The sequence below is a fragment of the Paraburkholderia phenazinium genome (genome assembly GCF_900142845.1).
Taxonomy (GTDB): Bacteria; Pseudomonadota; Gammaproteobacteria; order Burkholderiales; family Burkholderiaceae; genus Paraburkholderia; species Paraburkholderia phenazinium_A.
This window is the reverse complement of the sequence record NZ_FSRU01000001.1, coordinates 1752998-1778234: the sequence shown is the minus strand read 5'-3', so window position 1 is coordinate 1778234 and position 25237 is coordinate 1752998. Positions and strand designations below refer to the sequence as shown.

General features: G+C 64.9%; 21 protein-coding genes. 12 read left to right on the top strand and 9 right to left on the bottom strand.

Annotation, left to right across the window (positions count from 1 at the left end; all coding sequences use genetic code 11):
- Positions 1–258: 258 nt before the first annotated feature.
- Positions 259–1224, bottom strand: a complete 966-nt coding sequence (locus tag BUS12_RS07795) for a LysR family transcriptional regulator (RefSeq protein ID WP_074295164.1) — start codon at positions 1222–1224, stop codon at positions 259–261.
- A gap of 191 nt (positions 1225–1415) precedes the next feature.
- On the opposite strand from BUS12_RS07795, the gene BUS12_RS07790 reads away from it, so the two are divergent.
- A complete protein-coding gene (locus tag BUS12_RS07790; protein ID WP_074295163.1) occupies positions 1416–2603 on the top strand; it encodes an NAD(P)/FAD-dependent oxidoreductase in 1188 nt (395 codons plus the stop codon).
- 149 nt (positions 2604–2752) lie between these two features.
- Here the strand turns inward: BUS12_RS07790 and BUS12_RS07785 are convergent, their stop codons facing one another.
- The gene (locus BUS12_RS07785; protein ID WP_074295162.1) at positions 2753–3625 is read right to left on the bottom strand and encodes an NmrA family NAD(P)-binding protein; all 873 of its coding nucleotides are present in this window, start codon (positions 3623–3625) and stop codon (positions 2753–2755) included.
- 257 nt (positions 3626–3882) lie between these two features.
- On the opposite strand from BUS12_RS07785, the gene BUS12_RS07780 reads away from it, so the two are divergent.
- Genes BUS12_RS07780 through BUS12_RS07770 form a run of 3 tightly spaced genes read left to right on the top strand, consistent with a single transcriptional unit; the run spans position 3883 to position 6826 of the window.
- Positions 3883–4635: a PadR family transcriptional regulator gene (locus BUS12_RS07780; protein WP_074295161.1), complete on the top strand. Its 753-nt coding sequence runs from the start codon at positions 3883–3885 to the stop codon at positions 4633–4635.
- Positions 4636–4688: 53 nt separating this feature from the next.
- The gene (locus tag BUS12_RS07775) at positions 4689–5504 is read left to right on the top strand and encodes a siderophore-interacting protein (protein ID WP_074295160.1); all 816 of its coding nucleotides are present in this window, start codon (positions 4689–4691) and stop codon (positions 5502–5504) included.
- 59 nt (positions 5505–5563) lie between these two features.
- A complete protein-coding gene (locus BUS12_RS07770) occupies positions 5564–6826 on the top strand; it encodes an MFS transporter (protein WP_074295159.1) in 1263 nt (420 codons plus the stop codon).
- A gap of 116 nt (positions 6827–6942) precedes the next feature.
- Here BUS12_RS07770 and BUS12_RS07765 read toward each other — a convergent pair whose 3' ends face one another.
- The 4 genes from BUS12_RS07765 to BUS12_RS07750 form a co-directional block, all read right to left on the bottom strand.
- Positions 6943–8082, bottom strand: coding sequence for an enoyl-CoA hydratase/isomerase family protein (locus tag BUS12_RS07765; protein ID WP_074297241.1), 1140 nt, complete (start codon positions 8080–8082; stop codon positions 6943–6945).
- A gap of 35 nt (positions 8083–8117) precedes the next feature.
- Positions 8118–8921 (bottom strand): enoyl-CoA hydratase, encoded by an 804-nt coding sequence (locus BUS12_RS07760; protein ID WP_074295158.1) that lies wholly within the window; start codon positions 8919–8921, stop codon positions 8118–8120.
- 18 nt (positions 8922–8939) lie between these two features.
- Positions 8940–10658 carry an AMP-binding protein gene (locus BUS12_RS07755; RefSeq protein ID WP_074295157.1) on the bottom strand — a complete coding sequence of 573 codons (1719 nt, stop codon included), beginning with the start codon at positions 10656–10658 and terminating at the stop codon, positions 8940–8942.
- A 139-nt stretch (positions 10659–10797) separates the two neighbouring features.
- Positions 10798–11931, bottom strand: coding sequence for an acyl-CoA dehydrogenase (locus BUS12_RS07750; protein ID WP_074295156.1), 1134 nt, complete (start codon positions 11929–11931; stop codon positions 10798–10800).
- 292 nt (positions 11932–12223) lie between these two features.
- Here BUS12_RS07750 and BUS12_RS07745 point away from each other — a divergent pair, with 292 nt between their 5' ends.
- Positions 12224–13249 carry an AraC family transcriptional regulator gene (locus tag BUS12_RS07745; RefSeq protein WP_074295155.1) on the top strand — a complete coding sequence of 342 codons (1026 nt, stop codon included), beginning with the start codon at positions 12224–12226 and terminating at the stop codon, positions 13247–13249.
- Between the two features lie 12 nt (positions 13250–13261).
- Here the strand turns inward: BUS12_RS07745 and BUS12_RS07740 are convergent, their stop codons facing one another.
- Both BUS12_RS07740 and BUS12_RS07735 read right to left on the bottom strand, forming a co-directional pair.
- Positions 13262–14683, bottom strand: a complete 1422-nt coding sequence (locus tag BUS12_RS07740) for a DHA2 family efflux MFS transporter permease subunit (protein ID WP_074295154.1) — start codon at positions 14681–14683, stop codon at positions 13262–13264.
- A gap of 118 nt (positions 14684–14801) precedes the next feature.
- A complete protein-coding gene (locus BUS12_RS07735) occupies positions 14802–15716 on the bottom strand; it encodes an HpcH/HpaI aldolase/citrate lyase family protein (protein ID WP_074295153.1) in 915 nt (304 codons plus the stop codon).
- A gap of 367 nt (positions 15717–16083) precedes the next feature.
- Between BUS12_RS07735 and BUS12_RS07730 the strand changes: the two genes are divergently transcribed.
- The 5 genes from BUS12_RS07730 to BUS12_RS07710 all read left to right on the top strand — a co-directional run bounded on the left by BUS12_RS07730 (position 16084) and on the right by BUS12_RS07710 (position 21228).
- Positions 16084–17679, top strand: a complete 1596-nt coding sequence (locus BUS12_RS07730) for an NfeD family protein (RefSeq protein WP_074295152.1) — start codon at positions 16084–16086, stop codon at positions 17677–17679.
- Between the two features lie 14 nt (positions 17680–17693).
- The gene (locus BUS12_RS07725; protein WP_074295151.1) at positions 17694–18467 is read left to right on the top strand and encodes a slipin family protein; all 774 of its coding nucleotides are present in this window, start codon (positions 17694–17696) and stop codon (positions 18465–18467) included.
- 31 nt (positions 18468–18498) lie between these two features.
- A complete protein-coding gene (locus tag BUS12_RS07720) occupies positions 18499–18762 on the top strand; it encodes a DUF4148 domain-containing protein (RefSeq protein WP_074295150.1) in 264 nt (87 codons plus the stop codon).
- Between the two features lie 469 nt (positions 18763–19231).
- Positions 19232–20533: an NCS2 family permease gene (locus BUS12_RS07715; RefSeq protein WP_074295149.1), complete on the top strand. Its 1302-nt coding sequence runs from the start codon at positions 19232–19234 to the stop codon at positions 20531–20533.
- A gap of 164 nt (positions 20534–20697) precedes the next feature.
- Positions 20698–21228: a cytochrome b gene (locus BUS12_RS07710; RefSeq protein WP_074295148.1), complete on the top strand. Its 531-nt coding sequence runs from the start codon at positions 20698–20700 to the stop codon at positions 21226–21228.
- Between the two features lie 53 nt (positions 21229–21281).
- Here the strand turns inward: BUS12_RS07710 and BUS12_RS07705 are convergent, their stop codons facing one another.
- The gene (locus BUS12_RS07705) at positions 21282–21572 is read right to left on the bottom strand and encodes a DUF1488 family protein (RefSeq protein WP_074295147.1); all 291 of its coding nucleotides are present in this window, start codon (positions 21570–21572) and stop codon (positions 21282–21284) included.
- Between the two features lie 312 nt (positions 21573–21884).
- Between BUS12_RS07705 and BUS12_RS07700 the strand changes: the two genes are divergently transcribed.
- Both BUS12_RS07700 and BUS12_RS07695 read left to right on the top strand, forming a co-directional pair.
- Complete coding sequence (locus BUS12_RS07700) at positions 21885–23942, top strand: sigma-54-dependent Fis family transcriptional regulator (RefSeq protein WP_437123860.1); 2058 nt, start codon at positions 21885–21887, stop codon at positions 23940–23942.
- Positions 23943–24096: 154 nt separating this feature from the next.
- Positions 24097–25236, top strand: coding sequence for a VIT1/CCC1 transporter family protein (locus BUS12_RS07695; protein WP_074295145.1), 1140 nt, complete (start codon positions 24097–24099; stop codon positions 25234–25236).
- The last annotated feature ends 1 nt before the right edge of the window (position 25237 follow it).

The following is a 25237-nucleotide window of genomic DNA, read 5'->3' as shown; positions in this document are numbered from 1 at the left end:
CTCGCGCTGTGTCCGGTCACCGCCGGTGCACAAAGCAATGCAACGTTTATGCCATTTTTATCTCGGTGAATCAAAAATTCCCTTGGATAAACGCCCTGGGCGCAATGACGCCGTGTCGGCAACCAGGCTGAAGCGCGCGCTGGCTCGACTGCGGTGCACATCCTTGTTGCGACTGGTGCGACTTTGCACAAGAACGAGGTGCGTGGTTACGCAGCGTCAAAAGCAATACTTATACAAAGCGAGAGATTTCCCTCAGCCTCAGCGCAACGCATCCTCGGGCAGATCGGGCAACGCGCGCGCCAGTGACGGCTGAATGGCGTTGTCCAGCACGCCGCGCGTCAGCATGGCGATGTCGCCGGCGAACTGATCCCATTCGCCCTGCCGGTGCAGCAGAAAGAAATCGCGCCGCCCGAGGCGGCTCGGCGGCAATGGCATCACCGCGATATCGTCGAGGTAGTGACGTGCCTGCCACAGACATAAGGGCGTCGAAATCGCGAAACCCACGCGTGCGGCCACCAGACTCAGCAGCGGATCGGTCGCGTCGAACTCGTAACGGCGCGCGCTGTCGATACCCAGATGCCGCGCGAACCGCTCGATCTGCTGGCCGATCACCGAGCGCGCCGTGTAGCGGATCAGCGGCATTTCCAGCGCGAGCGTGCGCCAGTCGACCGTGCGTCGTCCGCTCAGATGGCTACGCGCCACCACCATGACGAACGCCTCGGAAAACAGCGGCACTTCGACGATCCGCGCATCGCTTAGCGTGGTCTGCGTGCAGATCGCGATATCCAGTTCCCGGTCGTGCAGTTGCTTGCTCAGGCCCGGCGTCAGACCGGACCACATCGAAATCTGCCGCTCCGAATTCGACACCGCGCGGATCAGTTCGGGGCCGACGGTCGCCGCGAACGAGTCGACGCAGCCGAGCCGCACCGGCATCTTGCCCGTATGCGACGCATCGCCGATGCGGGCGGCGACCATCTTCGCGTGCTCGATCAACGGATCGGCCAGTTCGAGCAGCGCGCGCCCCGCCACGTTGGGCCGCGGCGGCCGGCTCTCGCGGTCGAACAGCGTCAGGCCCTGGTCGCGCTCCAACGCGGCAATCGACTGGCTGACCGCGCTCTGGCTCACGCCGAGCTGTTTCGCGGCGCCTGTCATCGAGCCGCTCTCGCATACGGCGACGAACGCCTGCAGCGCGCGCAGATCGATCGGAGGCGGGGTTCGTCTCATGGCATGTTCCGCTCGCGTGGGTGACGGGCCGGTCATCCTGCGCGGCACGAAAGCATGGTGCCGTTGTGTGCAGGGCCGGTGTTCAGGATGAGAAATTGCAATAGGTCGCCATAAGTTTGCCTGATACAAAATTGGCGCACCCGGCGTTTTCCTAGAATTCGCCTCATTGCCCGCACAGAGGTCCACTCCACATGAGCCACTACGATTTCATCGTGATCGGCGCTGGCGTCATCGGCGCGTCGGTCGCCCATCATCTCGCCGCACACGGCGCGCAGAGCGTGCTGGTGATCGAGCAGGGCACGATCGGCGCGGGCACCACCTCCCAGTCGTCGGGCCTGCTGCGCACGCATTATTCGGTCCGCCAGAATGTGGAACTTGCGCGCTCGTCATGGTGGGCGTTCAACAACTTCGCCGAATACGTCGGCGACGACGAAGCGTCCTGCGGCCTCGTCAAATGCGGCTATCTGATCTGCTCGCCCGAGGGCGACAAGCTTGAGCCGCTGCGCGCCTCGCTCGCCGCGCAGCGCGACATGGGCATCGAAGTGCAGTTACTCGACAGGGCGCAAGCGCACGAGCGCCTGCCGATCGCCAGCTTCGACGACGCCGCGCTGATCGGCTATGAACCGGAAGCAGGCTTTGCCGACGCCTATCTGGTCGCCACCGGCTTCGCCCGTTCCGCGCGCCGGCGCGGCGTCAAGATCATGGAAGGCGTGACGGTGACGGGCCTCATCCGCGAAGGACGCCGGATCACCGGTATCGAGACGAGCGCCGGCCGCTTTGGTTGCGGCACCCTGATCAGCACGCAGAACATCTGGACGCCGGAACTTGCCGGCTGGATCGGCGTGCCGTTGCCGGTCAAGCCGGAGCGCCACACGGTACTCGCCCTCGAATGCGAGGGCGCCGCCTACTCGTTCAGGATGCCGGCGTTCAAGGACCTGGGCTCGGCCGGCATGCTCTATTACCGCAGCTATGGCGGCAGCCAGATGCTCGTGTCGGAGGGCGTGGTCGGCGAAACGCTGAGCTCGCCGGAAACGGAACAGGGGGAGATCTCGCTCGACTATGTCGCCGAAGTCGGCGCTCAGGTCGCCGAACGCTTCCCCGCTTATGAAGCGGCGGGGCTCGCTTCGTCGTGGACCGGCGTCTATGACGTGACGCCCGACTGGAATCCGGTGTTGGGCAAGGTCGCCGATATCGAGGGACTCGTGGTCGGCTTCGGCTTCTCCGGGCACGGCTTCAAACTCTCGCCGGGCATCGGCAAGATTCTCGCCCAGCACGCGCTCGGTCAGCCCACCGACGTTTCACTCGCACCCTATGCACTGGAGCGGTTCGCCAGCGGCGCGCTGCTGGTGGGCAAATACGGTTCCGGCGCGGTCTCCTGAGCAACGGACGCTTCACTCCTGGAATCGATCTTCTGGTTACAGTGAAACGTGCGGTTGACGCCGACGTGCGCGTCCGGGCCGCCACGAATGATTTGAGCGGGGCGCGTCATATCCACGCGCCCCGCTCATCCGCGGCAAACCCGAGACACTCACCCCACCTGCTTAACCAGCTCCCCAAACACGACTTCATAAGGTGTCGTGCCAATCACCCGTTCATTGACGCCTGCCTCTTCAAACTCGATCCATCCGCTATTGAACCCATCGATCATCTCGATCCGCGGCATCGGCCTCGCCGTCCCTTGCGACTGAAACAGCGCCTCCCACTGCTCACGCGGCACGGCCTGCGCCTGAACCTCACGTCCCACGGCTGCACCCAGCAACGCCGCAATTTCATGCTGCGTATAACGCCGCGGCCCTTCAATTTCGATCACGCGCCGGCCCTGCCACTGCTGCACAAGCGTATCGGCGATCACGCGGCCAATATCCGCCGTTGCGACCATCGAATACGCCCGATCGAGCGGCTGCAGGAAACTCGCCATCGTCCCGGTCTCGCGTGCCGGAGCGACATCCCACAGCGAGTTTTCCATGAACCATGTCGGACGCAAAATCGCGCTTGGGATGGGCGACGCAGCAAGCGCCTCCTCGAGAATATGCACTTGCGTAATCAGACCCAACCCTGACTCACGCTGACCGCCGATCGACGACAACGCCACCACCCGCTGCGGCGCAGCCTCAGCAAGCGCACGCGCCAACGACGCCGCCGCGGCGCGCGCCTCCGGATAACCCGCCTGCGGCGCAAAGTTGGGCGGCACCATCACGAAGACTCCCTCGGTGCCCGCGAACGCGGCTTGCAGCGCCGCCGTGTCTTCCATGTCGGCAATCGCCACCTCCGCGCCCTGCTCGACCCAGGCGGCCGCTTTCGCCTTGTCGCGCAACACAGCCCGCACTGCGTGGCCCGCATCCAGCAATGCACGCGCCGCGGCGCCCCCGACCTTTCCCGTCACGCCAGTAATTGCAAACATTTCATCTCTCCGGTGAAAACGGCCCGATGCCGCGTTGAGAGGCATTCTGGTCGCGTCACAGCCATTTCGCGAGAGCATCAGTGTCATAACTTTAATGATCTTGTGTCATTTAAAGCCTCCCACCCACGGTGATCCAATGACAAGCCGAGAACTCGCGTTCCCCACCCCACATCCATCCGGCCCCACATTTTCTCTTTGACAAGCTATCTTTAGATATATATCTTACGACACATCTTAAGACACAACGGAGCACACAGATGCGTCACTCCCATCATTCGCGCCGTCACCACGACACCGACGGCCTGCATTCCACCCACGCTTTCTCGCTGCACGCGCTGTGGCACGCCATCGGCCGCCATCATCGTGGCGGCGACCGTGGCAGTGACCGCAGCGGCCGCTTCGGCGGTGGTTTTGGAGGCGGCTACGGCGGTCCTGGCGGCTTCGGCGGCGGCGACGGCGACGGTTTCCCGCGCGGCCGCAAATTCAGCTCGGACGACCTCCAACTGCTGTTGCTGGCCCTGCTGGACGCCCAGCCGAGCCACGGCTACGAGCTGATCAAGGCGCTTGAAACGCGCTCGAACGGCTTCTATAGCCCAAGCCCCGGCATGGTCTACCCGGCGCTGACCTACCTCGAAGAAATCGGTCATGTGACCGTGCAACTGGAAGGCAACCGCAAGCGCTACGAGCTCGCCGAACCCGGCCGCCAATACCTCGCGGACAACCGCGAGCGTGTCGAACTGATGTTCGCCAAGCTGAACCACATTGCCCGCAAGATGGATTCGGTACGCCGCGCCTTCGCTGGCGAAGAGGCGCTCGATCCGAACGAAGGCGGTTGGCTGCCGGAGCTGATCGAAGCCCGTCGCGCGCTCAAGCATGCGTTGATTCGCCGCGACAACGTACCGGCCGACGAACAGCGCCGCATCGCCGCGATCCTCGCGCGCGCCACGGCCGAAATCGAAGGCAACCCGGGCGCCGCGAGCGGCGCCGACGCAGGCGCGGACGCGCTCTGAGCCCGCGTGGCCGCCATCCCGAGCGCTACCCGACAACACTGGAGAGAACACTTATGCTGACCAGGTCCGATCTCGCGGTTACCCGCGTCCGTCACTCCCTGAAATTCCGTCTGCTGCAAGTCAAGCGGGTCGAACCGCTGACGCCTCACCTGATTCGGGTCACCCTGACCGGCGACGATCTGCACGACTTCGAATCGGCGTCGTTCGACGATCACGTCAAGGTTTTCTTCCCGGCGCCGGGCGCCGACAAGCCGGCGCTACCGAGCGCAGGCCCGAACGGCCCGGTGTTCCCGGAAGGTCAGCCGCGGCCGGTGGCGCGCGATTTCACGCCGCGCCGCTACGACCGCGCGGCGCTCGAGCTGGATATCGAATTCGCCATGCACGAGGCAGGCCCGGCCGCGACCTGGGCCGCCCAGGCCAAGGTCGGGCAGTATCTGGGTATCGGCGGCCCGCGCGGCTCGCTGGTGATTCCGACGGGCTTCGACTGGCATCTGCTGATCGGCGACGAAACCGCGCTGCCGGCCATCGCTCGCCGTCTGCAGGAACTGCCTGCCGGCACGCGCGTGGCAGCCGTACTCGAAGTCGCCGACCCGTCGGCGCGCCTCGAGTTCGACACCGAAGCCGAGCTGCATACCGTGTGGCGCTATCGCAGCGAATCGCCGTATCGCGGCGACGCGCTGCTGCAAGCGGTACGCGAGACCTATCTGCCGGACGGCGAGGGCTATGTCTGGGCCGCGGGCGAATCCGCGACCATGCGCGCGGTGCGCTATCACCTATGCACTGAACGCGGTGTCGACAAATCGCGCATCCGCGCGGCGAGCTACTGGAAACAGGGCGCCGAAGCGGTCCACGAAAACCTCGACGACTAAACCACGCAGTGCCGACCGCCAGCCATCCGGCTGGCTTTATCTTGTCAAGGACCCTGCCGATGTATTCCATCAGCACCAGGCACGAACGCCGCCTTCTGTGGCTGCTCGCGCTGACGCAGTTCACCATCATCATGGACTTCATGATCATGATGCCGTTGGGCCCGCAGATCATGCACAACTTCGGCATCACGCCGGCCGCCTTCGCGACAGCGGTGTCGGCCTATTCGTGGTGTTCGGGACTCTCGGGCCTGTTCGCCGCCACCTATATCGACCGCTTCGACCGGCGCAAGCTTCTGCTGACCATCTATGCGCTGTTCGCGGTGTCGAACCTGGGCTGCGCGCTCGCCGGCAGCTTTCCGCTACTGCTCGTGGCACGCGCGTTTGCCGGCATCACCGGCGGCGTACTGGGCTCGGTGATCATGGCGATCGTCGGCGACGTGATCCCGGTGCAGCGGCGCGGTGCGGCCACCGGCACCATCATGACCGCGTTCTCGCTGGCCGCGATTGCCGGCGTGCCGGCCGGCGTGATGCTCGGGGCGCACTTCAACTGGGCAGCGCCGTTCGTGCTGCTGGTCGTGCTCTCCGTGCTGATCTGGTTCGGCGGCTCGCTGATCGTGCCGTCGCTCGCCGAGCATTTGAGCCGCCGGCCGCCGCCGTTGCGTCAGGTGTTGCCCGACCTCATGCGCCTGCTCGGCAATCCGCGTCACCTGAATGCGTTTGCGCTCACCTTCATGATCATGGTCTCGCATATGCTGGTGATTCCGTTTATCGCGCCTATGCTGGTGCTCAACCATGGCGTGCCGCCCGCGCATCTGTCGTGGATCTATATGGGCGGCGGCTTCGCGACGTTCTTCACGTCGCGCGCAATCGGTCGTTTGGCTGACCGCTACGGCAAGCACCGGGTGTTTCGCATCGCCGCCCTGCTGTCGACGCTGCCCGTCCTGTTCGTGACCCACCTGCCCGATCTGCCGTTCGTGGCGGTCGTGCTGTTCTTCCCGTTCTTCATGGTGGCGATGTCCGGGCGGATGGTGCCGATGCAGGCCTTGCTGACCACGGTTCCCGAACCGCAGCGGCGCGGCGCGTTTCTCAGCGCCAACAGCGCGTTGCAGGCGCTCGGGACCGGCTGTGGCGCATGGTTTGGCGGCCTGATGCTGACCAATACGCCGAGCGGGCAGATCGCCGGTTACGGCACGGTCGGCTGGGTCGCGGTGGCGGTGACGTTGGTCGCGGTGTTGTGGGTCGGTCGCGTGAAGGCTGCCGCGGATAAGGCGCCGGCGGCCGGCGCCGCGGAACTCGGTCCGGAGCCGCTTGGCGAGGTTTGAGCAGGCCTTGCCGTAGCGTAGCGTTGCGCTGCGCTGCATAGCGCTATGCAAAGCCAAAGCCAAAACCGCGCAGACAGGTGCCCTCGACGCAAAGCGAGGGCACCTGTCCAGCATTCCTAATCAACCAATCCTGTCCCGCCAAGCGCAGCCAGCGGATGGGCCTCACTGCGCCACGGCGACGCCAGGAAATGCCGCACGCGCTCGCTGCGCACTTCCGCCAACGTCATGGGCGCCCAGCGCGGCTGACGGTCCTTGTCGACCAGATGCGCCCGCACCCCCTCGCAGAAATCCCCCTCTTCGATCACGCGGCTAACGATGCCCAACTCCATCCGGAAGCATTCGGCCAGCGTCATCTGGCGGCCGCGCAGCAACGCCTCGCGGGTCACGTGGAGCATGGTCGGCGAATGGCTCATTAGCGCATCGAAGGTGGCCTGCAGCCATTGGCGCACTTCGCGCGGCGGCTCGCGCTCCAGATCGTGACGTAGCGTAGCCACGGTCCGCTCGACACTCGAGCGCCGATCGAAATGCCGCAGGATCAGTTGCGTGAACGGTCCGAGCACGGCATGCGGCACGATGTTGCACGGCGGTTCGAACACTGCGCGCAGCGCGGGCAGTAGCTCGCCGTCTGTGGACATGCGTTGCAGCCGCTCCTCGAAGCTGGCGAGCCATTCGGCGGGGACGCACAGATCGGCCAGTTGCAGACGCACGGCATCCGCGCCGGACAGCGTCACACCGGTCAACCCGACATACAACTCGACTTCCACCGGCATCACGGCGAGGAAATGCGTGGCGCCGACATCGGGCAGGAAACCGATGCGCGTCTCGGGCATCGCAATCTTCGTGCGCTCGGTGACGACGCGCAGCCTCGCCGCCTGACCCAGCCCCATGCCGCCGCCCATCGTGATGCCGTCGAGCAGCGCCACGATCGGCTTCGGAAAAGTATGCAGCGCGTAATCGAGCCGGTATTCGTCGATAAAGAACGCTTGCCAGCCGGTCTCGCCGCGCATTTTCATACGGTACAGTTCGCGCACGTCGCCGCCCGCGCAGAAGCCCTTTTCGCCCGCGCCGCGCAGCACCACGGCGAGGATGGCGTCGTCCGTCCGGCAACGCTCGAGCAGCGCCGCGAGTTCGCGCACCATGGGGTGCGATAGCGCGTTCAGCGCGGTCGGCCGGTTCAGCGTGATGATCGCGACGCGGTTGAGCACGCGAAACAGGATGGCCGGTTCGGCCGCCTGTTCCGCCGAGCCATCGGCCATCACGGCGGTAGCGCTACGTGGGTTCACCACGGCATTCATGACGGGTCCCCTGCGCGCGTTCCCTGCGTCACCTGCCATTGCGGCGCACGTTTTTCGAGGAATGCGTTGACGCCTTCGCGCTGATCCGGCCCGTCGAACAGATCCACGAAGCGCTCGCGTTCTACCGCCAGCGCCGCCGAGCGCGGCACGCCATGACGCGCCTGATGAATCAGGCTCTTGCTGAACGAGACTGCTTGCGGGCTCAGCGTGGTGACGCGGGTCGCCATCGTCAATGCGGCCTCGCGCGCAGCGCCCTTTTCCACCACCTCCTCGACGAGACCGATGCGCAAGGCCGTCGCGGCATCGACGCGCTCGCCGGTCAGAATCATCCGCTTCGCCCAGCCCTCGCCGACGAGCCAGGGCAGCGTCTGCGTGCCGCAGCCGCAGGGCAGCAGGCCCACCGCCGTCTCCGGCAAGGCAAGCTGCGCATGTTGCTCGGCAATGCGGATATCGCACGACAGCGCGCATTCGAGTCCGCCGCCCATCGCATAGCCGTTGATGGCGGCAATCACCACGGCACGCGCGTTTTGCAGCGTCTCGAAGGCCGCGCCGAAGCGCGTGGCCGCCGTGCGCGCCACGTCGCGATTGCCGTCGGCGAAGGTGTTCAGATCGGCGCCGGCGCTGAAGAATTTCGGGCCGTCGCCGGTGATGACGATTGCCCGCACGCGCGCCTCGCCGTTCAGGCGCTCGACGGTGTGCTGCAGTTGCAGCAAGCCGTCCGGTGTAAAGGCATTCGCGGGCGGCCGCTTGAGGGTGAGCAGTGCAATGGCGCCGTCGTTGGCGTAGTCGAGTTCGATCATCGTGCTTCTCCGTTCGGTCTATTTACTGTTCGCGCCCGACAGATCCGGGAAGTCCTCTTCCCAGTACTCGCCAGGCAGGCGCGCGGGTTCGGTCTCGCGCTCCAGTTCGCGGCGCCGCAACTCGACGCGGCGGATCTTGCCGGAGATGGTCTTGGGCAGTTCGCTGAACTGCAGCCGCCGGATCCGCTTGTACGGGGCGAGTTTTTCGCGCGAAAACTGGAACACGCTGCGCGCGAGTTCGGGACCGGCTTCGTAGCCGTGACGCACCGTCACAAACGCTTTGGGCACGGACAGGCGCAAAGCGTCGGCGCTCGGCACCACGGCGGCTTCGGCAATGGCTTCGTGTTCGATCAGCACGCTTTCGAGTTCGAATGGACTTAGCCGGTAGTCGGACGATTTGAACACGTCGTCGGCGCGGCCCACATACACGTAGTAGCCATCGTCGCGGCGCAGGGCGACGTCGGACGTGTGGTAGTAGCCGTTGCGCATTGCCTGCACGGTGGCGTTGAGATTGTTCGCGTAGCCCGTCATCAGGCCGAGCGGACGCTGCGCCAGCGGCAAGGCGATTTCGCCTTCGCTGACGAGATGATCGTCCGCGTCGACCAGTTCGATCCGGTAGCCCGGCAGGGGTCGTCCCATTGAACCCGCCACCACCGGTTGACCCGGCGAATTGCCGACCTGGCAGGTGGTCTCCGTCTGGCCGAACCCATCGCGGATCGTCACGTCCCAGGCGTGCCGGACGCGCTCGATGACCTCCGGATTCAGCGGCTCGCCCGCGCCGACGATCTCGCGCAGCTTGACCGGATATTCCGCGAGCGGCTCCTGCACCAGCATGCGCCAGACCGTGGGCGGCGCGCACAGCGTGGTGACCCGGCAGCGCACCAGCACGTCGAGCGTTTCCTTCGGCACGAAGCGCGCGTAGTTGAACACGAACACGCAGGCCTGCGCGTTCCACGGCGCGTAGAAGCAGCTCCACGCGTGCTTGGCCCAGCCCGGTGAACTGATGTTCCAGTGGATGTCGCCGGGTTGCAGGCCGATCCAGTACATCGTCGACAGATGGCCGACCGGATAGCTCTGATGCGTATGCTCGACGAGCTTGGGCTTCGAGGTCGTGCCCGAGGTGAAGTACAGCAGGAGCGGATCGGTGGCGCGCGTGGGGCCGTCGGGCCTGAACTGCGGCTCGGCCTCGTAAGCCGCGGCAAGATCGATCCAGCCGTCGCGCGGCGTGCCCACCGACAGGCGCGTCAACGGAATCTCGAGGCCTTCGAATTTCGCCAGTTCGGCGCCGTCCACCACCACGAATGTCGCTTCGCCGATCTGCACGCGGTCGCGCACATCGTCAGAGGAAAGCTGGGTAGTGGCGGGCAACACGATCGCACCGAGTTTCATCGCCGCCAGCATCACGTCCCAGAGTTCGACGCGATTCGGCAGCATCGACAGCAGACGGTCGCCACGCCCCACGCCGACACCGCGCAGGAAGTTCGCCATGCGCGCCGAGCGCTCGGACATCTGGGCGAACGAGTACTTCGTGCCCGCGCCGGCCGGCTCGTCGACGATCCACAGTGCGGGGTGGTCGTTGCCTTGCGCGATGACGTCGAAATAGTCGAGCGCCCAGTTGAATTCGTCGAGCGCGGGCCAGGCGAACTCGCGATAGGCGGTTTCGTAGTCGGTACGATGGCGCAGTAGCAGGTCGCGCGCCGCGAGAAAGCTTTGCGTTGAAGTGGTCCGCTCGGTCATCGTTGTCTCCTGTCGACCAGAGTTAGCGCTTCAGCGCTTACTCTGGTCCCATGCAGTCTTATCGCAATCGATCGGAGTAAGCGCTTCAGCGCTTACTCCAGTCTCTTTTCTTGCGCTCAATTGGCGGTTTATTCTGCGCTCAAACGCTCCGCGCAATCACCATTCTTTGTACTTCGCTGGTCCCCTCGTAGATCTGCGTAATGCGCGCATCGCGATAGTGGCGCTCGACCGCGTAGTCCTCCAGATACCCATACCCGCCGTGAATCTGGATCGCCTTCGAACAGACTTCCTCGGCCATCTCCGAGGCATAAAGCTTGGCCTGCGACGCTTCGGACAGACACGGCTTGCCCGCGCTGCGCAACCGCGCCGCGTGATGCACCAGCAGGCGCGCCGCGTTCAGGCGCGTGGTCATATCCGCCAGCATATTGGCGACGCTCTGATGCTCCCTCAAGGTCTTGCCGAACTGGACGCGCTCGCTGGCATAGAGACGCGCCGCATCGAAAGCCGCCCGCGCGATCCCCAGCGCTTGCGCCGCAATGCCGATCCGTCCGCCTTCGAGGTTCGACAAGGCAATGCGCAACCCCTCGCCGCGCTGGCCGAGCAGATTCGCTTCGGGCACGGCGCAGTCGTCGAACGCGATCGGACAGGTATCCGAGGCGCGAATACCCATCTTGTGTTCCGGCGGCCCGACGTTGAAGCCGGGCGTATCCGTGGGGACGATAAACGCGGAGATGCCCCGCTTGCCCAGTTCGGGATCGGTGACGGCGAACACGATGGCAATGTTCGCCCGCGCGCCGTTGGTCACGAACTGCTTGTTGCCGTTGAGAATCCACTTGCCGTCGCGCAGCTCCGCGCGCGTGCGCAGATTGTTGGCCTCCGAGCCGGCCTGCGGTTCGGTCAGGCAGAATGCGCCGATCCGGCGTCCCGTGGCGAGATCTTCCAGGTACGCGTCTTTCTGCGCCTGGGTGCCGAAGTTCAGGATCGGACCGCAGCCGACCGAGTTGTGCACGCTCATCAAGGTTGCGCACGAAGCGCAACCGGCGGCGATTTCTTCGAGCGCCAGCGCATAGGCGATGTAGTCGGTGTACGAGCCGCCCCAATCGGACGGCACGATCATGCCGAGGAAGCCGAGCTCGCCCATCTGTTTGACGACCTCGTCCGGCAGTTGCGCGTCGCGGTCCCACTGCGCCGCGTGCGGCGCGAGGCGTTCGACCGAAAAGTCGCGCGCCGCGTCGCGGATCATCCGTTGATCGTCGGTGTAAAAGTCGTCCATGATGGGGCCTCGCCTCTGCGTCAATGTAAAGACCAGTGTAGGCAAGCTGCTGGACAGGTTCGATGCTCTGCCCGATCATTCTGCGTGAGCGAATTTGCCATACCGGCATAATCGTGCAAGCCCGGCGGGCGCGGATTCATGCGGCCGGCATCAGCCGGCACGCGGATCGCTGAGCGCGTTTGCCAGCCCAGCGTTTGCCGCGTGTCTGCCGCGCATTTGCCCGCCTCGTATTCGCCGGCCCCGTGTTTGAAGCAGGTTACCCGGTCCAAACCATGCAACCCGATTCGATTCAATGACGCCGAAACACGACAAAGGGACGATCTCGCTGAGCCTCGTCGAAGAGACGCTGGCGCTCGCCCGCGCCCGCGGCCTCGATGTGCGTCCGCTCGTCGAAGCGGCAGGCATTGCGCCGCAAATACTGGCCGCGCCGAAAAGCCGGGTGTCGTCGGCGCAATACGGCGCGCTCTGGGCCGGCATCGCGCGGGCGCTCGACGACGAGTTTTTCGGCCAGGACTCGCATCCGATGCGCTCCGGCAGCTTTATCGCCATGACCCAGTGCGCCTTGACGGCACGCAACGGCACCCAGGCCCTGTCACGCGCGCTCGGCTTCATGCGCCTCGTACTCGACGATCTGAGCGCACACCTCAGCCCGGAGCCGAACCGCGTGCGGATCACCTTCAGCCATCGCGAAGGCACGCCGCAGCCGACCATGTTCGCCTACGCGACCTACTTCATCCTGGTGTACGGGCTGGTGTGCTGGCTCGTGGGCCGGCGCATTCCCTTGCTGGCCGCGCGCTTTCGCTGCGCCGAGCCGGCCGCCGCGCAGGAATACCGGCTGATGTTCTGCGACGACATGCGCTTCGGCCAGGAAGCCTCGTACGTCGACCTGCCGCCGGAATTTCTCGAGTTACCGGTGATCCAGACGACCCAGACGATCAAGCCGTTTCTGCGCGACGCGCCCGGCAACTTTATCGTCAAGTACCGCAATCCCGGCTCGCTCGCCGCACGGGTGCGCAAGCTGCTGCGCACACTGCCGATGGCCGGCTGGCCCGCCGCCGATCAGATGGCGCTGCGCCTGCACGTCGCCGAGGCGACCATGCGGCGGCATCTCAAGCAGGAGGGTTATACCTACCAGTCCATCAAGGACGATCTGCGGCGCGACATCGCCATTGCGGAACTGCAGGACAGCCGGCGCAGCATCGCCGAGATCGCCACCCGGGTGGGATTCGCCGAACCGAGCGCGTTCCATCGCGCCTTTCGCAAATGGACCGGCATGCGGCCAACCGATTACCGGCTCGCGCGAGGAGTCGCGGAATAGGAGCAAGGCCAATCACTTTTCAGATAACTTTTCATCGCTCGACAGCGGCCGGCCCACTCTCGCAGGCACCGGCCCGATAACGCGCGTCGCCGCCAGCTTGCCGAACACGAAAGCAGATGCAATCGTGACCGCTCCCACAATCAAAAAGCTCAACTGAATCCCGAGCGCCGCGGCGCCGAACCGCTGCTCGAACAGGCTCGCGAATCCACCGCCGACCGAAATGCCCAGACCGATAGCCAGCATCTGCACCATCGAAAACAGGCTATTGCCGCTGCTGGCATCGTGGCTGGACAGATCTTTTAACGTGACGCTGTTCATTGCCGCGAACTGCATCGAATTGGCGGCGCCGAATGCCGCCAGTAGTGCAAGGTCGACGAGCAATGGCGTATCCGGCGAGATGGCCGCGAATCCGAAGATGGTCGCGCCGACAACCAGCGTGTTGATCTTCAGGAACGACACATAGCCGAAACGGCGGATCAATGGTGCAATCCAGCGCTTCGCCAGCACACCCGCGAACGCCGCCGGCAACATGACGAGACCTGCATGCAACGGTGAATAGCCGAACCCGAGTTGCATCTGCAAGGGCAACAGAAAAGGCACCGCGCTCGTGCCGATCCGGCAGACCAGGTTGCCGATCAGCCCGGTGCGGAAGTTCCGTTCGGCAAACAGATCCAGGCGGAACAGCGGCCTCGCATGCCGTCGCGCGTGCACGACGTAAGCTGACACAGCGGCAGCCGCGCCGAGCCCCGCGATGAGCGTCCATGTCAGATGATTCGTCCCTGCCGTCACATCGATCGCCAGCGAACTCGCGAGCATGGCGAGCGACAGCAATGCACAGCCCCGGTAGTCGAATGGGTGCCGCTCGCCCAGCCGGTCCGACGGCAAATAGCGCAGCGATGCAAGCAACCCAACCGCGCAAATCGGCACGTTGACCAGAAATATCCAGCGCCACGACCACGTCTGCGCGAACCAGCCGCCAAGCGTCGGCCCGACGAGCGGGCCGACCTGGCTCGCGATGGAGATGAACGCCAGCGCGGTAACGTACGCCTCCCCCGGTACGCTGCGCAGCACCGCGAGCCGGCCGACCGGCAGCAGCATCGAGCCGCCGATGCCCTGCACGATGCGCGCGACCACGAGTTGGGACGAGGTCTGCGATGCCGCACAGGCGAGCGAGCCGAGCGCGAACACGAGGATCGCGGCAAAGTACACCGAGCGCGTGCTGTACCGGTCCGACAGCCAACCCGAGAGCGGCGTGAGCATCGCCATCGTCAGCGTGTAGGCAATCACGACCGAGCGCATTGCCAGCGCGTCTTCGCCGAACGCCTGCGCGATCGACGGCAGTGCGGTGTTGACGATCGTGGTGTCCAGCGCCTGCATGAAGAAGCCGGCGGCTACGACCCACAGTAGCCCCGATTGGGAGGAAGTTCGCATCATCGTGGAAAGCCGGGCTCGAAAAGAAAGCGGCAAGGGACGGCCGCACATGTGTCGCGCGGCCGCCCGGCGAGCGCGGTCCGACCCGATGGCCGGCGCGCATCCTGAGGTTGTCAGCGCTTCACGCCGCCACGGCGTGCGCCCTTACGCCGTACCACTTCGCCCGGTCGATGATGTTGGAGGCCCAGCGATAGTGCGTTGCCGGCTCGCACATCGCGTCGTTGAACTTGAACACGGCGGGCGCGCCTTGCTCCACGATCAGCCGGGCACAGTCCAGATCGTTCGAGCTGACCCGGAACGCATCGTTGATCGGTTTGATCTGCGCCGGATGAATCGCCGTCTTGCCGACGAGTCCATGCGAGATGTCCAGCCTCAACTCTTTCTCGAGCAGCTCGGGCATGGCGATCTGCTCGAAGACAGGGGCGGTCAGCGCGAAACCCTGCGCGCCCATGATGCCGGCAAGCATGGGGATCACGTAGCCCATCGGCGTGTCGTACAGCGTGAACATCCGATGTCGCCGCAAGCCCAGGCAGCCGAGCAGATCGTTCGCGCCGATGCGCAACGCAAGAATGCGCTCGTCGAAACCCGCCTTGAGCGCCTGCCCAAGTTCAGCGGCGGTGCTGGGATTGAACGCCTCCGCGGTCTCCAGCGTCGGCATCACCAGCAGATCCGGGTTGGCAACGGACGACACCCAGTCCACCGTATTCTCGAGGCGAAGCTTCGGAATGACGAAACCGTCGACGTGACGGATCAACAGCCAATCGTTAAGCATCGCCGACATCTCCGCATTGCGCGGTCGAACGAACAACAGCGGTCCCCCCTCGGGACGCCCACCCTGTATGTCAATGCCGGCCAGCAATTCTCCAAGGCCGCGCAGAGCGATTTCAACGTCTGACTCCGCTACCGAATCCTCAAGACAGACGACCAGGGAGCGCAGGTCAGTCACCTTTTTCTTCAGGACGACGTCTAACAGATCCGTTCTGGTTGCGGGCATGTAAAGCGTCGCGCCCAGCGAAAAAGGAGAGCACTTTTTCATCTTTCCACCTCAATTCGATCGGTTCAATGGAAGGTGTCTCCTTTCATGCGTATTTAATATGGTGTTCAATACGATTAACGACAAATCCATACGAATACATTACAATAAACTTTCAATTTACATTCATCAACCTGACAGATCAGACAGTTGACCCGGATGTATCGAAGCGGGTGGCACGCGACTGCGAACGCCTGTCCGAAACCTTCGCAGACCTGCACTTCGTCGTTTCCGCCAGGCTCGTTCATGCAGGACCTATTAGGCAAAGCTCCTAACACGCTCTAAGCTGTAAGCAGCAGGCCTGCCCTTTTTTCGGCCCGCGCCGCCTGAGTCCGTTTGATGTTCGTGGCGGCGCCCTCGGCCGTTCGCGATGAGAACGTACCGGTTTCTCCCGTTTCGGCAATCCGGCCCGCGCCGCCGGCGTATCCCTGGCGGTGTAGCGGTCCGGTTCCTGCGCGGCCTCACCGCGCTGGGATTCGTGCTGGCGTTCGCCGGCGCCCTCCCCATCGGCATCGAAGCCGCCGCGGCGCCGGGCGGGGTCGTCGTGATTCCCGTCAATGGCGCGATCGGCCCTGCGAGCGCCGACTTCATCGGGCGCAGCCTGCAACGCGCGGCGCAGGACCGGGCGCAACTGGCGGTGCTGCAACTCGATACGCCCGGCGGGCTCGACACGTCGATGCGGCAGATCATCAAGGCGATTCTGGGCTCGCCCGTGCCGGTGGCCGCTTTCGTCGGTCCGAGCGGCGCGCGGGCGGCGAGCGCCGGCACCTATATCGTCTATGCCAGCCACATCGCGGCGATGGCGCCCGGCACCAATCTCGGTGCGGCGACGCCGGTACAGCTCGGCTTGGGCGGCGGTGGCGAGCCACCGGGACAGGGCGCACCGGGCTTGCCGGATTTGCGTCCGGGCGGACAAGGGGCGGCGGACAGCGCCGGAGCCTCTGCTGCTGCAAGCGCGTCCGTGGCAACAGGCCCATCCCGCGCAGCGGCAACCTCGAACGCGGCTGCCGGCGATGCCAACGCCCCTGCAACCGCGGTGCCTCTCGACAGCCAATCGACCGAACTGCGCAAGCAGGTCCACGACGCGGCCGCCTATATCCGCGGCCTCGCGCAACTGCGCGGCCGCAACGCCGACTGGGCCGAACGCGCGGTGCGGGAAGCCGTGAGCCTGTCGGCCAACGAAGCGCTCACGCAGCATGTCATCGACCTGACCGCGCGCGACGTGCCCGACCTGCTGCGCAAACTCGACGGCCGCACGGTCAATACCGTGGCAGGCGACCAGCGGCTGAACACAGCCAATGCGCCCATCGTCACGCTCGAACCCGACTGGCGCAGCCATTTCCTCGCGGTGATCACCGACCCGAACGTGGCGCTGATTCTCCTGATGATCGGCATGTATGGCCTGTTCTTCGAGTTCGCCAATCCCGGCTTCGTGCTGCCCGGCGTGGTCGGGGCCATCAGCCTGCTGGTCGGCCTGTTTGCGATGCAGATGCTGCCCATCAGCTATGTGGGGCTCAGCCTGATCTTTCTGGGCATTGCCTTCCTGATTGCCGAGGCGTTTCTGCCGACCTTCGGTGCGCTGGGCTTCGGCGGCATCGTTGCGTTCGTGGTCGGCGCGCTGATGCTGATCGATACGGATGTGCCGGGTTACGGCATCCCATTGCCGGTAATCGCCGCCGTCACCGCATTCAGCGCGCTGTTCGTCTTCACCGTGTCTAGCGTCGCGCTGCGCGCCCGGCGCCGGCCGGTCGTGACCGGTTCGGAAGCGCTGATCGGCAGTCTTGGCGTCGTGCTTGGCGAGGGCCTCGTGCCGCACGGCATCACAGGCACCGGCGAAGGCTGGGCCCAGGTCCATGGCGAGCGCTGGCAGGTGCGCAGCGCGGCGCCGCTCGCGCCCGGCCACGCGGTACGCGTCACGGCTCGACGTGGGCTCACGCTCACGGTGGTGCCGGCGGAAAAACCATAACAAGGGGAACGCTCATGATTGGATTCACATTCGGCTTCAGCAGCATTCTGATCGTACTGATCGCCATTCTGATTGCTTCGTCGATCCGCATCTTTCGCGAGTACGAGCGCGGTGTCGTCTTCATGCTCGGACGCTTCTGGAAGGTCAAGGGGCCGGGCCTCGTGCTGATCATTCCGATCGTCCAGCAGGTGGTGCGGATGGATCTGCGCACCGTCGTATTCGACGTGCCGCCGCAGGACGTGATTACGCGCGACAACGTCTCGGTCAAGGTCAACGCGGTGGTGTATTTCCGCGTCGTCGATCCGGAGCGGGCGGTAATTCAGGTGGCGAAATACTTCGAGGCCACCAGTCAGTTGTCGCAGACCACCCTGCGCGCGGTGCTCGGCAAACACGAACTCGACGAACTGCTGGCCGAGCGCGAACAGCTCAACGCCGATATCCAGAAGGTGCTCGACGCGCAAACCGATGCGTGGGGCATCAAGGTGGCGATCGTCGAAATCAAGCACGTGGATATCAACGAAACGATGATCCGCGCGATTGCCCGCCAGGCGGAAGCCGAACGCGAGCGGCGCGCCAAGGTGATTCACGCGGAAGGCGAATTGCAGGCCTCGCAGCATCTGCTGGAAGCGGCGCAGACGCTGGCGCAGCAACCGCAGGCGATGCAGTTGCGCTACCTGCAGACCCTCACGACGATTGCCGCGGACAAGAACTCGACCATCGTATTTCCGTTGCCGATCGATTTGCTCAGTGCGGTGCTGGACCGGTTCGGCAAGCCGTCAGCATCGTAGGTTGGTCCTGATTGCTCCACAGGAGCCTGTTATGAAAACCCTTTCCCGTATTACCCTGGGGACGCTGCTCGCCGCGTGCTGCGCGGCAACGGCGTTTGCCCAGACCGCTCAAGGGTCGTGCAATCCGTACGCGGCCAAAACCCGCGCCGAAGTCAAGGCGGATCTCGTCCAATGGCGCGCAGCGGGCTACGAACCGCTTGACTGGATCAACTATCCGGACAACGCTCAACGCGCGGGCCGTATCGTCGCGCAACAGCGTGCGGCGACGGGAAGTATGGGCGGCTGCGCGCAGTAGGCGGGTGGCGGTGGGTGGTGCGTCCGGCGCGGCTTTCGTCCCCCTCTCGCTTCAGGCGGCTTTCGTGCCTCATGCGCCTCATGCGCCTCATGCGCCGCCCGGCAACGCGACCGCCATAACGCCGGCAGCCATTGACTGCGCTATCGGCAACGGACTTGCCGCGCCGCCTCGCGCGCCGGCAAGGTATCATCTCGCCCCTTCGATACCGCACGCCGACACCATACCGATACGGGTAGACGCCGACGCGCGGAATCCGCGCGGCTACGGCTAAACGCCCCCCGGGAATAAGCCTGTTTACCGCGCGCAACTGTTGCATCGGCTCCACGCCTACCGTCCCGGTACGGTACTTCACCGCCAATCGTGACTACAATCCGCCCGTAGCGCTTTGCGAGCGCCTGCCTCCCTGTGAAGCGGCCGCGCCTTTCGACCACCACAACACACCACGTCACCCCGACCCGAGACTCGCCTCATGGACTTCGTAAAACGATACTTCGGCTTCGACGAAGCTGGCACCAACCTGCGTACCGAACTGCTCGCGGGACTGACCACCTTCCTGACGATGGCTTACATCATCTTCGTCAATCCGGCCATTCTCGGCGACGCGGGCATCCCCAAAGACGCCGTGTTCGTGGCGACCTGTCTTGTGGCGGCGCTAGGCTCGATGATCATGGGCCTGTACGCCAACTATCCGATTGCCTGCGCGCCGGGCATGGGCCTGAACGCCTACTTCGCCTACACAGTGGTCAAGGGCATGGGCTTCACGTGGCAGGCCGCGCTGGGCGCCGTGTTCATCTCCGGCTGCCTGTTCATGATCGTCACGCTGTTCCGGGTGCGCGAGGTGATCGTCAACGGCATTCCGCATTCCATCCGCATCGCCATTACGGCCGGCATCGGTCTCTTTCTGGCAATCATTTCGCTGAAGACGGCCGGCGTGGTGGTCGGCAATCCGGCAACGCTCGTGACCCTCGGCAATCTGCACGATCCGCACGTGATTCTCGCGGTGATCGGCTTCTTCGCCATCGTCACGCTCGACTTTCTGCGGGTGCGCGGCGCGATCCTGATCGGCATTGTGGGCGTGACGGTGCTGAGCTTTTTCTTCGGCGGCAACCAGTTTCACGGCATCGTCTCGGCGCCACCGTCCATCGACGCGACGCTGTTTCACCTCGACATTCGCGCCGCCCTCTCGACCGGCGTGCTCAACGTCATCCTGGTGTTCTTCCTCGTCGAGCTGTTCGACGCGACCGGCACCCTGATGGGCGTCGCCAACCGCGCCGGCCTGCTGGTGGAAGGCAAGATGCACCGTCTGAACAAGGCGCTGCTGGCCGACAGCACCGCCATCCTCGCGGGTTCCCTGCTGGGCACCTCGTCGACCACCGCGTACATCGAAAGCGCCTCGGGCGTGCAGGCAGGCGGCCGCACCGGCGTCACCGCCATCACCGTGGCCGTGCTGTTTCTGGCCGCCCTGTTCTTCGCTCCGCTCGCGGGCGTAGTGCCCGGCTACGCGACCGCGCCGGCCCTGCTCTACGTGTCGTGCCTGATGCTGCGCGAAATGGTCGACCTGCCGTGGGACGACGCCACCGAAGTCGTCCCTGCCGCCCTCACGGCGCTGCTCATGCCGTTCACCTATTCCATCGCCAACGGCGTGGCGTTCGGCTTTATTTCGTACGCCGGACTGAAGCTGCTGACCGGCCGCGCGCGCCAGGTCAAGCTGGTGGTGTGGATCATCGCGGCGATTTTCCTGTTCCGCTACTTCTATCTCGGCGCGGAGTAAGCCGCCTCGCCTCAGCGCCGGCAAGACCGGCCCGCGCTGAGGATTGAATTATCGCCGTTTGCGGTCTGGATCAACATTAGCCGTTCGGCCAGTTCTCGTTTCCGGCGCCGTTGATTATCATCCGACCATTACAACAACAGCCCCACCCGACCACAGGAGTCCACATGTCCTTGCAACGCGGCCCGGATCGCTATTCGCAACCGGCCATTTTCTTTCATTGGGCGATTTTTCTGCTGGTGGCGCTCGCGTATCTGGCCATTGAAGTGCGCGGCCCGAAAGGCACCGAGAGCCGCGCCGTCTGGACCAGCGTGCACTTCTGGGCCGGCACGCTGGTGCTGACGCTGGCTGTCGCGCGCCTTGGCTGGCGTCTATGGACACCGGCGCCGCCCGAGATCGATGCCAACCGGCTGCTGGCGTTTCTCGCGCGGCTGGCGCATCTCGCGCTCTACCTGTTTATCTTTGCGCAGCCGCTGCTCGGGATTCTGATGGTGAATACCGGTGGCCATCCGGTAACGCTCGCGGGGCTGAACCTGAATCTGACGCTGGTCGGCGCCGACCCGGCCGCACGGCCGCTGCTCAAGACTGCGCATGTGTGGATCGGCAATGCGTTTTATTGGGTGATCGGCCTGCACGCGCTGGCCGCAATCGGCCATCACGTGCTGCTGAAGGATCGCACACTGCGGCGCATGATCTGACGCGGCGAGCGCCGCGCCACCTTTAGTTGCCCTTAACGACTGCGAACGGCGCTTTAGTTGCGCCAGTTCGCTTCGTAGAAGCGCACATAGCCGCTGCGCAGAACGAGACATTGCGCGCGGGTTTCCGACAGCAGGCGGCGCGTCGCCGCTTCGATGCGGGTACGATGCTCGGCGAAAGCGCCCACCATGTCTTCGAGACGCGGTGAGGCGGCGCCATAGTGGTCTTCGAGCGCCTCGGCGGTGATCATGCACTCCACCCTTTCACCGTCGACCATTGCCGGGAACGCCAGGGTAAGTTCGCGCCCCGAATATTCAGGGGTTTCGTTCGGGAAAATGATCTGCATGGGATTCGCCTTGGTTTGACGGGTGGATCGCTCGGGGGCCGCGCACGCCTTTTTCGTTGCCTCCCTCCGTGGTCGAGGCGCGGGCTACAAGCAACCGCAAATAGGTGTGCACGCACGCCAGTCACGGTTGATTTCATTCACTTTAGACGAGTTCCGGCGCGCCGCAAGTTTTCTTCTGGATAAGGTGATCTGGCGCAGCCGCGCGCCTCAATCCTGTAAGATGAAATCTTCGGCCGCGCGGCATGCTGCGCTGCGGGATGGCAACAGGCGGGCAACGTACCCCCTGCGTCGAAATCCAACCGGAGACGAGCAGTGACCCATCGCCCTGGCACGCCCCCTACGGCGCCTATGGCTGCCCGCCCCTTGACGGGCCAGCCCGACGTGATTGCGCAGGCGCACGCGCGCTCGCTTCAAGTGGGACTGCGCGCCTCAGAGACGCCCGATTTCCACCCGTTGCGCGAACCGGCGCTGCGCGATCTGGTCGGGCGCAATCATTCGCTCTATACGCACGCGCTGCCGGTCATGGAGACGCTGCACGCGCAGATCGTCGATACGCAAAGCATGGTGTTGCTCACCGACGATCACGGCGTGATCCTGCATAGCCTCGGCGACAGCGACTTTATCGAAAAGGCCAACCGCGTCGCGTTATGTCCGGGCGTGTCGTGGGCCGAGGCGGATCGCGGCACCAACGCAATCGGCACGGCGCTGGTCGAGCGTCAACCGACAGTCGTGCACGCCGACGAACACTTCCTGCACGCGAATCGCATCCTCACCTGCTCGTGTGCGCCCATCGCCGATCCCTACGGCCGTGTCATCGGCGCACTCGACGTAAGCGGCGACACGCGCGGTTTCCATAAGCACACGCTGGCGTTGGTGCGGATGTCCGCGCAGATGATCGAGAATCATCTGTTCTCCAACCAGTTTGCCGACGCCGTGCGCATTCATTTCCATGCGCGCGCCGAGTTCATCGGCACCCTGGTTGAAGGGCTGGCGGCGTTTGCGCCTGACGGGACGTTTCTGTCGGCGAACCGCAGCGCGCTGTTCCAGTTGGGGCGGCCGCTTGCGGAGCTGCAACGGCAATCGTTCGACGAACTGTTCGGCATGGCGTTTCCCGCCTTGCTGCAGCAGGCGCTCTGCGCGCCGGGCGAATGCATGACGCTGACGCTGCCAAGCGGAGTACGCGTGATCGCCCGCGGCGAATTTGCCGCGCCTCGCCAGTTGTTGCCGGCCGCCGGCCTCGGCGCAGACGCAGGCATCGCCGTCGCAATACGTCCCGCTGCACGCGCAGCCGTGCCGGTACCGGTGATGACGCTCGCCGCGCTCGACACCGGCGACGCACAGATGGCCGCCATCCTGCGCCGGGTCGAAAAAGTTCGCGGCCGCGACATTCCCATCCTCGTGCTGGGCAAGACCGGCACCGGCAAGGAGTGGCTCGCACGCGCGATCCATCACGATTCGCCGCGCCGCACGGCGCCGTTTGTCGCGCTCAACTGCGCATCGCTGCCCGACACGCTGATCGAAGCCGAGCTGTTCGGCTATGAGGACGGCGCGTTTACCGGCGCGAAGAAGCGCGGCAGCGTCGGCAAGATCGTGCAGGCCGACGGCGGCACGCTGTTTCTCGACGAAATCGGCGATATGCCGCTGGCCCAGCAGGTGCGGCTGATGCGGGTGCTGCAGGAGCGCACGGTGACGCCGCTCGGCAGCACGCGGGCGATTGCGGTCGATCTGCGGATCGTCTGCGCGACCCACCGCGATCTGCGCGCCATGATCGAAGCCGGCACATTCCGCGAAGACCTGTACTACCGTATCAACGGACTCGTCGTGACCTTGCCTGAGCTAGGCGAGCGAACGGATCTGCCGGAACTGGTCTCCTACATCCTCGAATCGCAGCGCGAGGGAGAACGGGTGCCTGTGCGCGTCTCCGCGACCGTACTCGAGCGTTTCAGGCGTTGCCGCTGGCCGGGCAATCTGCGGCAACTCGCGAACGTCCTGCGCACAGCCGGCATCATGGCCGAGGGCGCGCAGCAGATCGAAGTCGAGCATCTGCCCGACGATTTCCTGCACGACTGCGACGCCATGGACGGCGCGACCGGCACTCAGCAGGCGAACCGCTCTCAGCAAGCAAACCCCGGAGACACGCTCGCCTCACCGGCACACTCGTCGGCGCAAGGAAACAGCGTGGCCGGCCAGCATGACCACGAAACCGCTCCGCACACACAAGCTTCGCCGGCACGCATGGAAGACTGGCAAACCACGCTGATCGCGCAGACGCTCTCGCGCCATGGCGGCAACGTCTCGGCCGCCGCGCGCGAACTCGGCCTTGCGCGCAATACCGTGTACCGGTATCTGCGTCGCGGCCAGACGCATTGACGCGAGCGCCGGCGGCGATCGATAGCATCGTTGGCCCTGTTAGCGCAATTAGAAGCATTGGCATTCGCAGTCAAACTGCGTCTTGGGGACTTCGCCATCCGATACGCCGCGCCGGGTTAAGCTTCGACGCTGACCCCGCGCGCATCTGTCATCCATGGCCTCCCAACACGAACTCAAACGCTACCGCACCAACCTCGCCGACGAACTCGACAGCGCCGCGCTGTACGAAACGCTCGCGCATGTCGAGAAAGATACGGCGCGCCGCGACGTGTTTCAGCAGCTCGCCGATTCGGAGCGCGAACACGCTCAGGTATGGCTCGACAAGCTGCACGCCAACGGTATCGAAGCACGGCTGCCGCGGCGTAGCGTGAAAACGCATCTGATGCGCGCACTCGTGCATACCTTCGGCCCATCGTTCGTACTGCCGGCGATCGCCGCCATCGAAACCGCCGACCGCAACAAGTACGCGAACCAGCCGGACGCCGCGCGTCTTTCCGCCGAAGAGCAGCATCACGCGGACGTGGTGCAGGCGGTCGTCGACGCGGCCCGAAACGGCGCCTCCAACGCCGAATCGAAAGGCGCGCAGATCGCCAACGCGGAGTCGTGGCACAAGGGCGTGCGGTCCGGCAACGACTTGCGCGCGGCGGTACTCGGCGCGAACGACGGCCTCGTGTCGAACTTCTGCCTGATCATGGGCGTCGCCGGCGCGGGCACCGGCAACAAGGCAATCCTCCTGACCGGGTTTGCCGGCCTGATTGCGGGGGCGTGCTCGATGGCGCTCGGCGAATGGCTCTCGGTGACGAACGCGCGCGAACTGGCCCGCACGCAGATCGCCAAGGAAGCCGACGAGATCGAACATACGCCCGACGCCGAACGCCACGAACTGGCGCTGATCTATCAGGCGAAGGGGATCGAAGCGGGCGAAGCGCGCCGCATCGCCAGCCAGATCATGCGCGACAAGGACAAGGCGCTGGATACGCTGACGCGCGAGGAACTAGGGATCGATCCGGCCGAACTCGGCGGCAATCCGTGGTCGGCGGCGGGGGTTTCGTTCTGTCTGTTTTCTCTGGGCGCGATTTTTCCGGTGCTGCCGTTCCTGTGGGCCCATGGCCTGCAGGCGATCCTGCAATGTGTCGCCTTGAGCGGCGCCGGGCTGGCGGCGGTGGGTGTGTTCACCTCGCTATTCAATGGCCGCGGGGCGCTCTTCTCGGCATTCCGGCAGATCGTGATCGGCCTGATTGCGGCGGCGTTTACGTTCGGCGTCGGGAGGCTGCTCGGGGTGTCGATTTCATGAC

Coding starts and splice junctions, on each gene's coding strand:
- BUS12_RS07795 (WP_074295164.1), bottom strand. CDS start 1,224: ATGAGACGAACCCCGCCTCCGATCGATCTGCGCGCGCTGCAGGCGTTC.
- BUS12_RS07790 (WP_074295163.1), top strand. CDS start 1,416: ATGAGCCACTACGATTTCATCGTGATCGGCGCTGGCGTCATCGGCGCG.
- BUS12_RS07785 (WP_074295162.1), bottom strand. CDS start 3,625: ATGTTTGCAATTACTGGCGTGACGGGAAAGGTCGGGGGCGCCGCGGCG.
- BUS12_RS07780 (WP_074295161.1), top strand. CDS start 3,883: ATGCGTCACTCCCATCATTCGCGCCGTCACCACGACACCGACGGCCTG.
- BUS12_RS07775 (WP_074295160.1), top strand. CDS start 4,689: ATGCTGACCAGGTCCGATCTCGCGGTTACCCGCGTCCGTCACTCCCTG.
- BUS12_RS07770 (WP_074295159.1), top strand. CDS start 5,564: ATGTATTCCATCAGCACCAGGCACGAACGCCGCCTTCTGTGGCTGCTC.
- BUS12_RS07765 (WP_074297241.1), bottom strand. CDS start 8,082: ATGGCCGATGGCTCGGCGGAACAGGCGGCCGAACCGGCCATCCTGTTT.
- BUS12_RS07760 (WP_074295158.1), bottom strand. CDS start 8,921: ATGATCGAACTCGACTACGCCAACGACGGCGCCATTGCACTGCTCACC.
- BUS12_RS07755 (WP_074295157.1), bottom strand. CDS start 10,658: ATGACCGAGCGGACCACTTCAACGCAAAGCTTTCTCGCGGCGCGCGAC.
- BUS12_RS07750 (WP_074295156.1), bottom strand. CDS start 11,931: ATGGACGACTTTTACACCGACGATCAACGGATGATCCGCGACGCGGCG.
- BUS12_RS07745 (WP_074295155.1), top strand. CDS start 12,224: ATGACGCCGAAACACGACAAAGGGACGATCTCGCTGAGCCTCGTCGAA.
- BUS12_RS07740 (WP_074295154.1), bottom strand. CDS start 14,683: ATGATGCGAACTTCCTCCCAATCGGGGCTACTGTGGGTCGTAGCCGCC.
- BUS12_RS07735 (WP_074295153.1), bottom strand. CDS start 15,716: ATGAAAAAGTGCTCTCCTTTTTCGCTGGGCGCGACGCTTTACATGCCC.
- BUS12_RS07730 (WP_074295152.1), top strand. CDS start 16,084: ATGAGAACGTACCGGTTTCTCCCGTTTCGGCAATCCGGCCCGCGCCGC.
- BUS12_RS07725 (WP_074295151.1), top strand. CDS start 17,694: ATGATTGGATTCACATTCGGCTTCAGCAGCATTCTGATCGTACTGATC.
- BUS12_RS07720 (WP_074295150.1), top strand. CDS start 18,499: ATGAAAACCCTTTCCCGTATTACCCTGGGGACGCTGCTCGCCGCGTGC.
- BUS12_RS07715 (WP_074295149.1), top strand. CDS start 19,232: ATGGACTTCGTAAAACGATACTTCGGCTTCGACGAAGCTGGCACCAAC.
- BUS12_RS07710 (WP_074295148.1), top strand. CDS start 20,698: ATGTCCTTGCAACGCGGCCCGGATCGCTATTCGCAACCGGCCATTTTC.
- BUS12_RS07705 (WP_074295147.1), bottom strand. CDS start 21,572: ATGCAGATCATTTTCCCGAACGAAACCCCTGAATATTCGGGGCGCGAA.
- BUS12_RS07695 (WP_074295145.1), top strand. CDS start 24,097: ATGGCCTCCCAACACGAACTCAAACGCTACCGCACCAACCTCGCCGAC.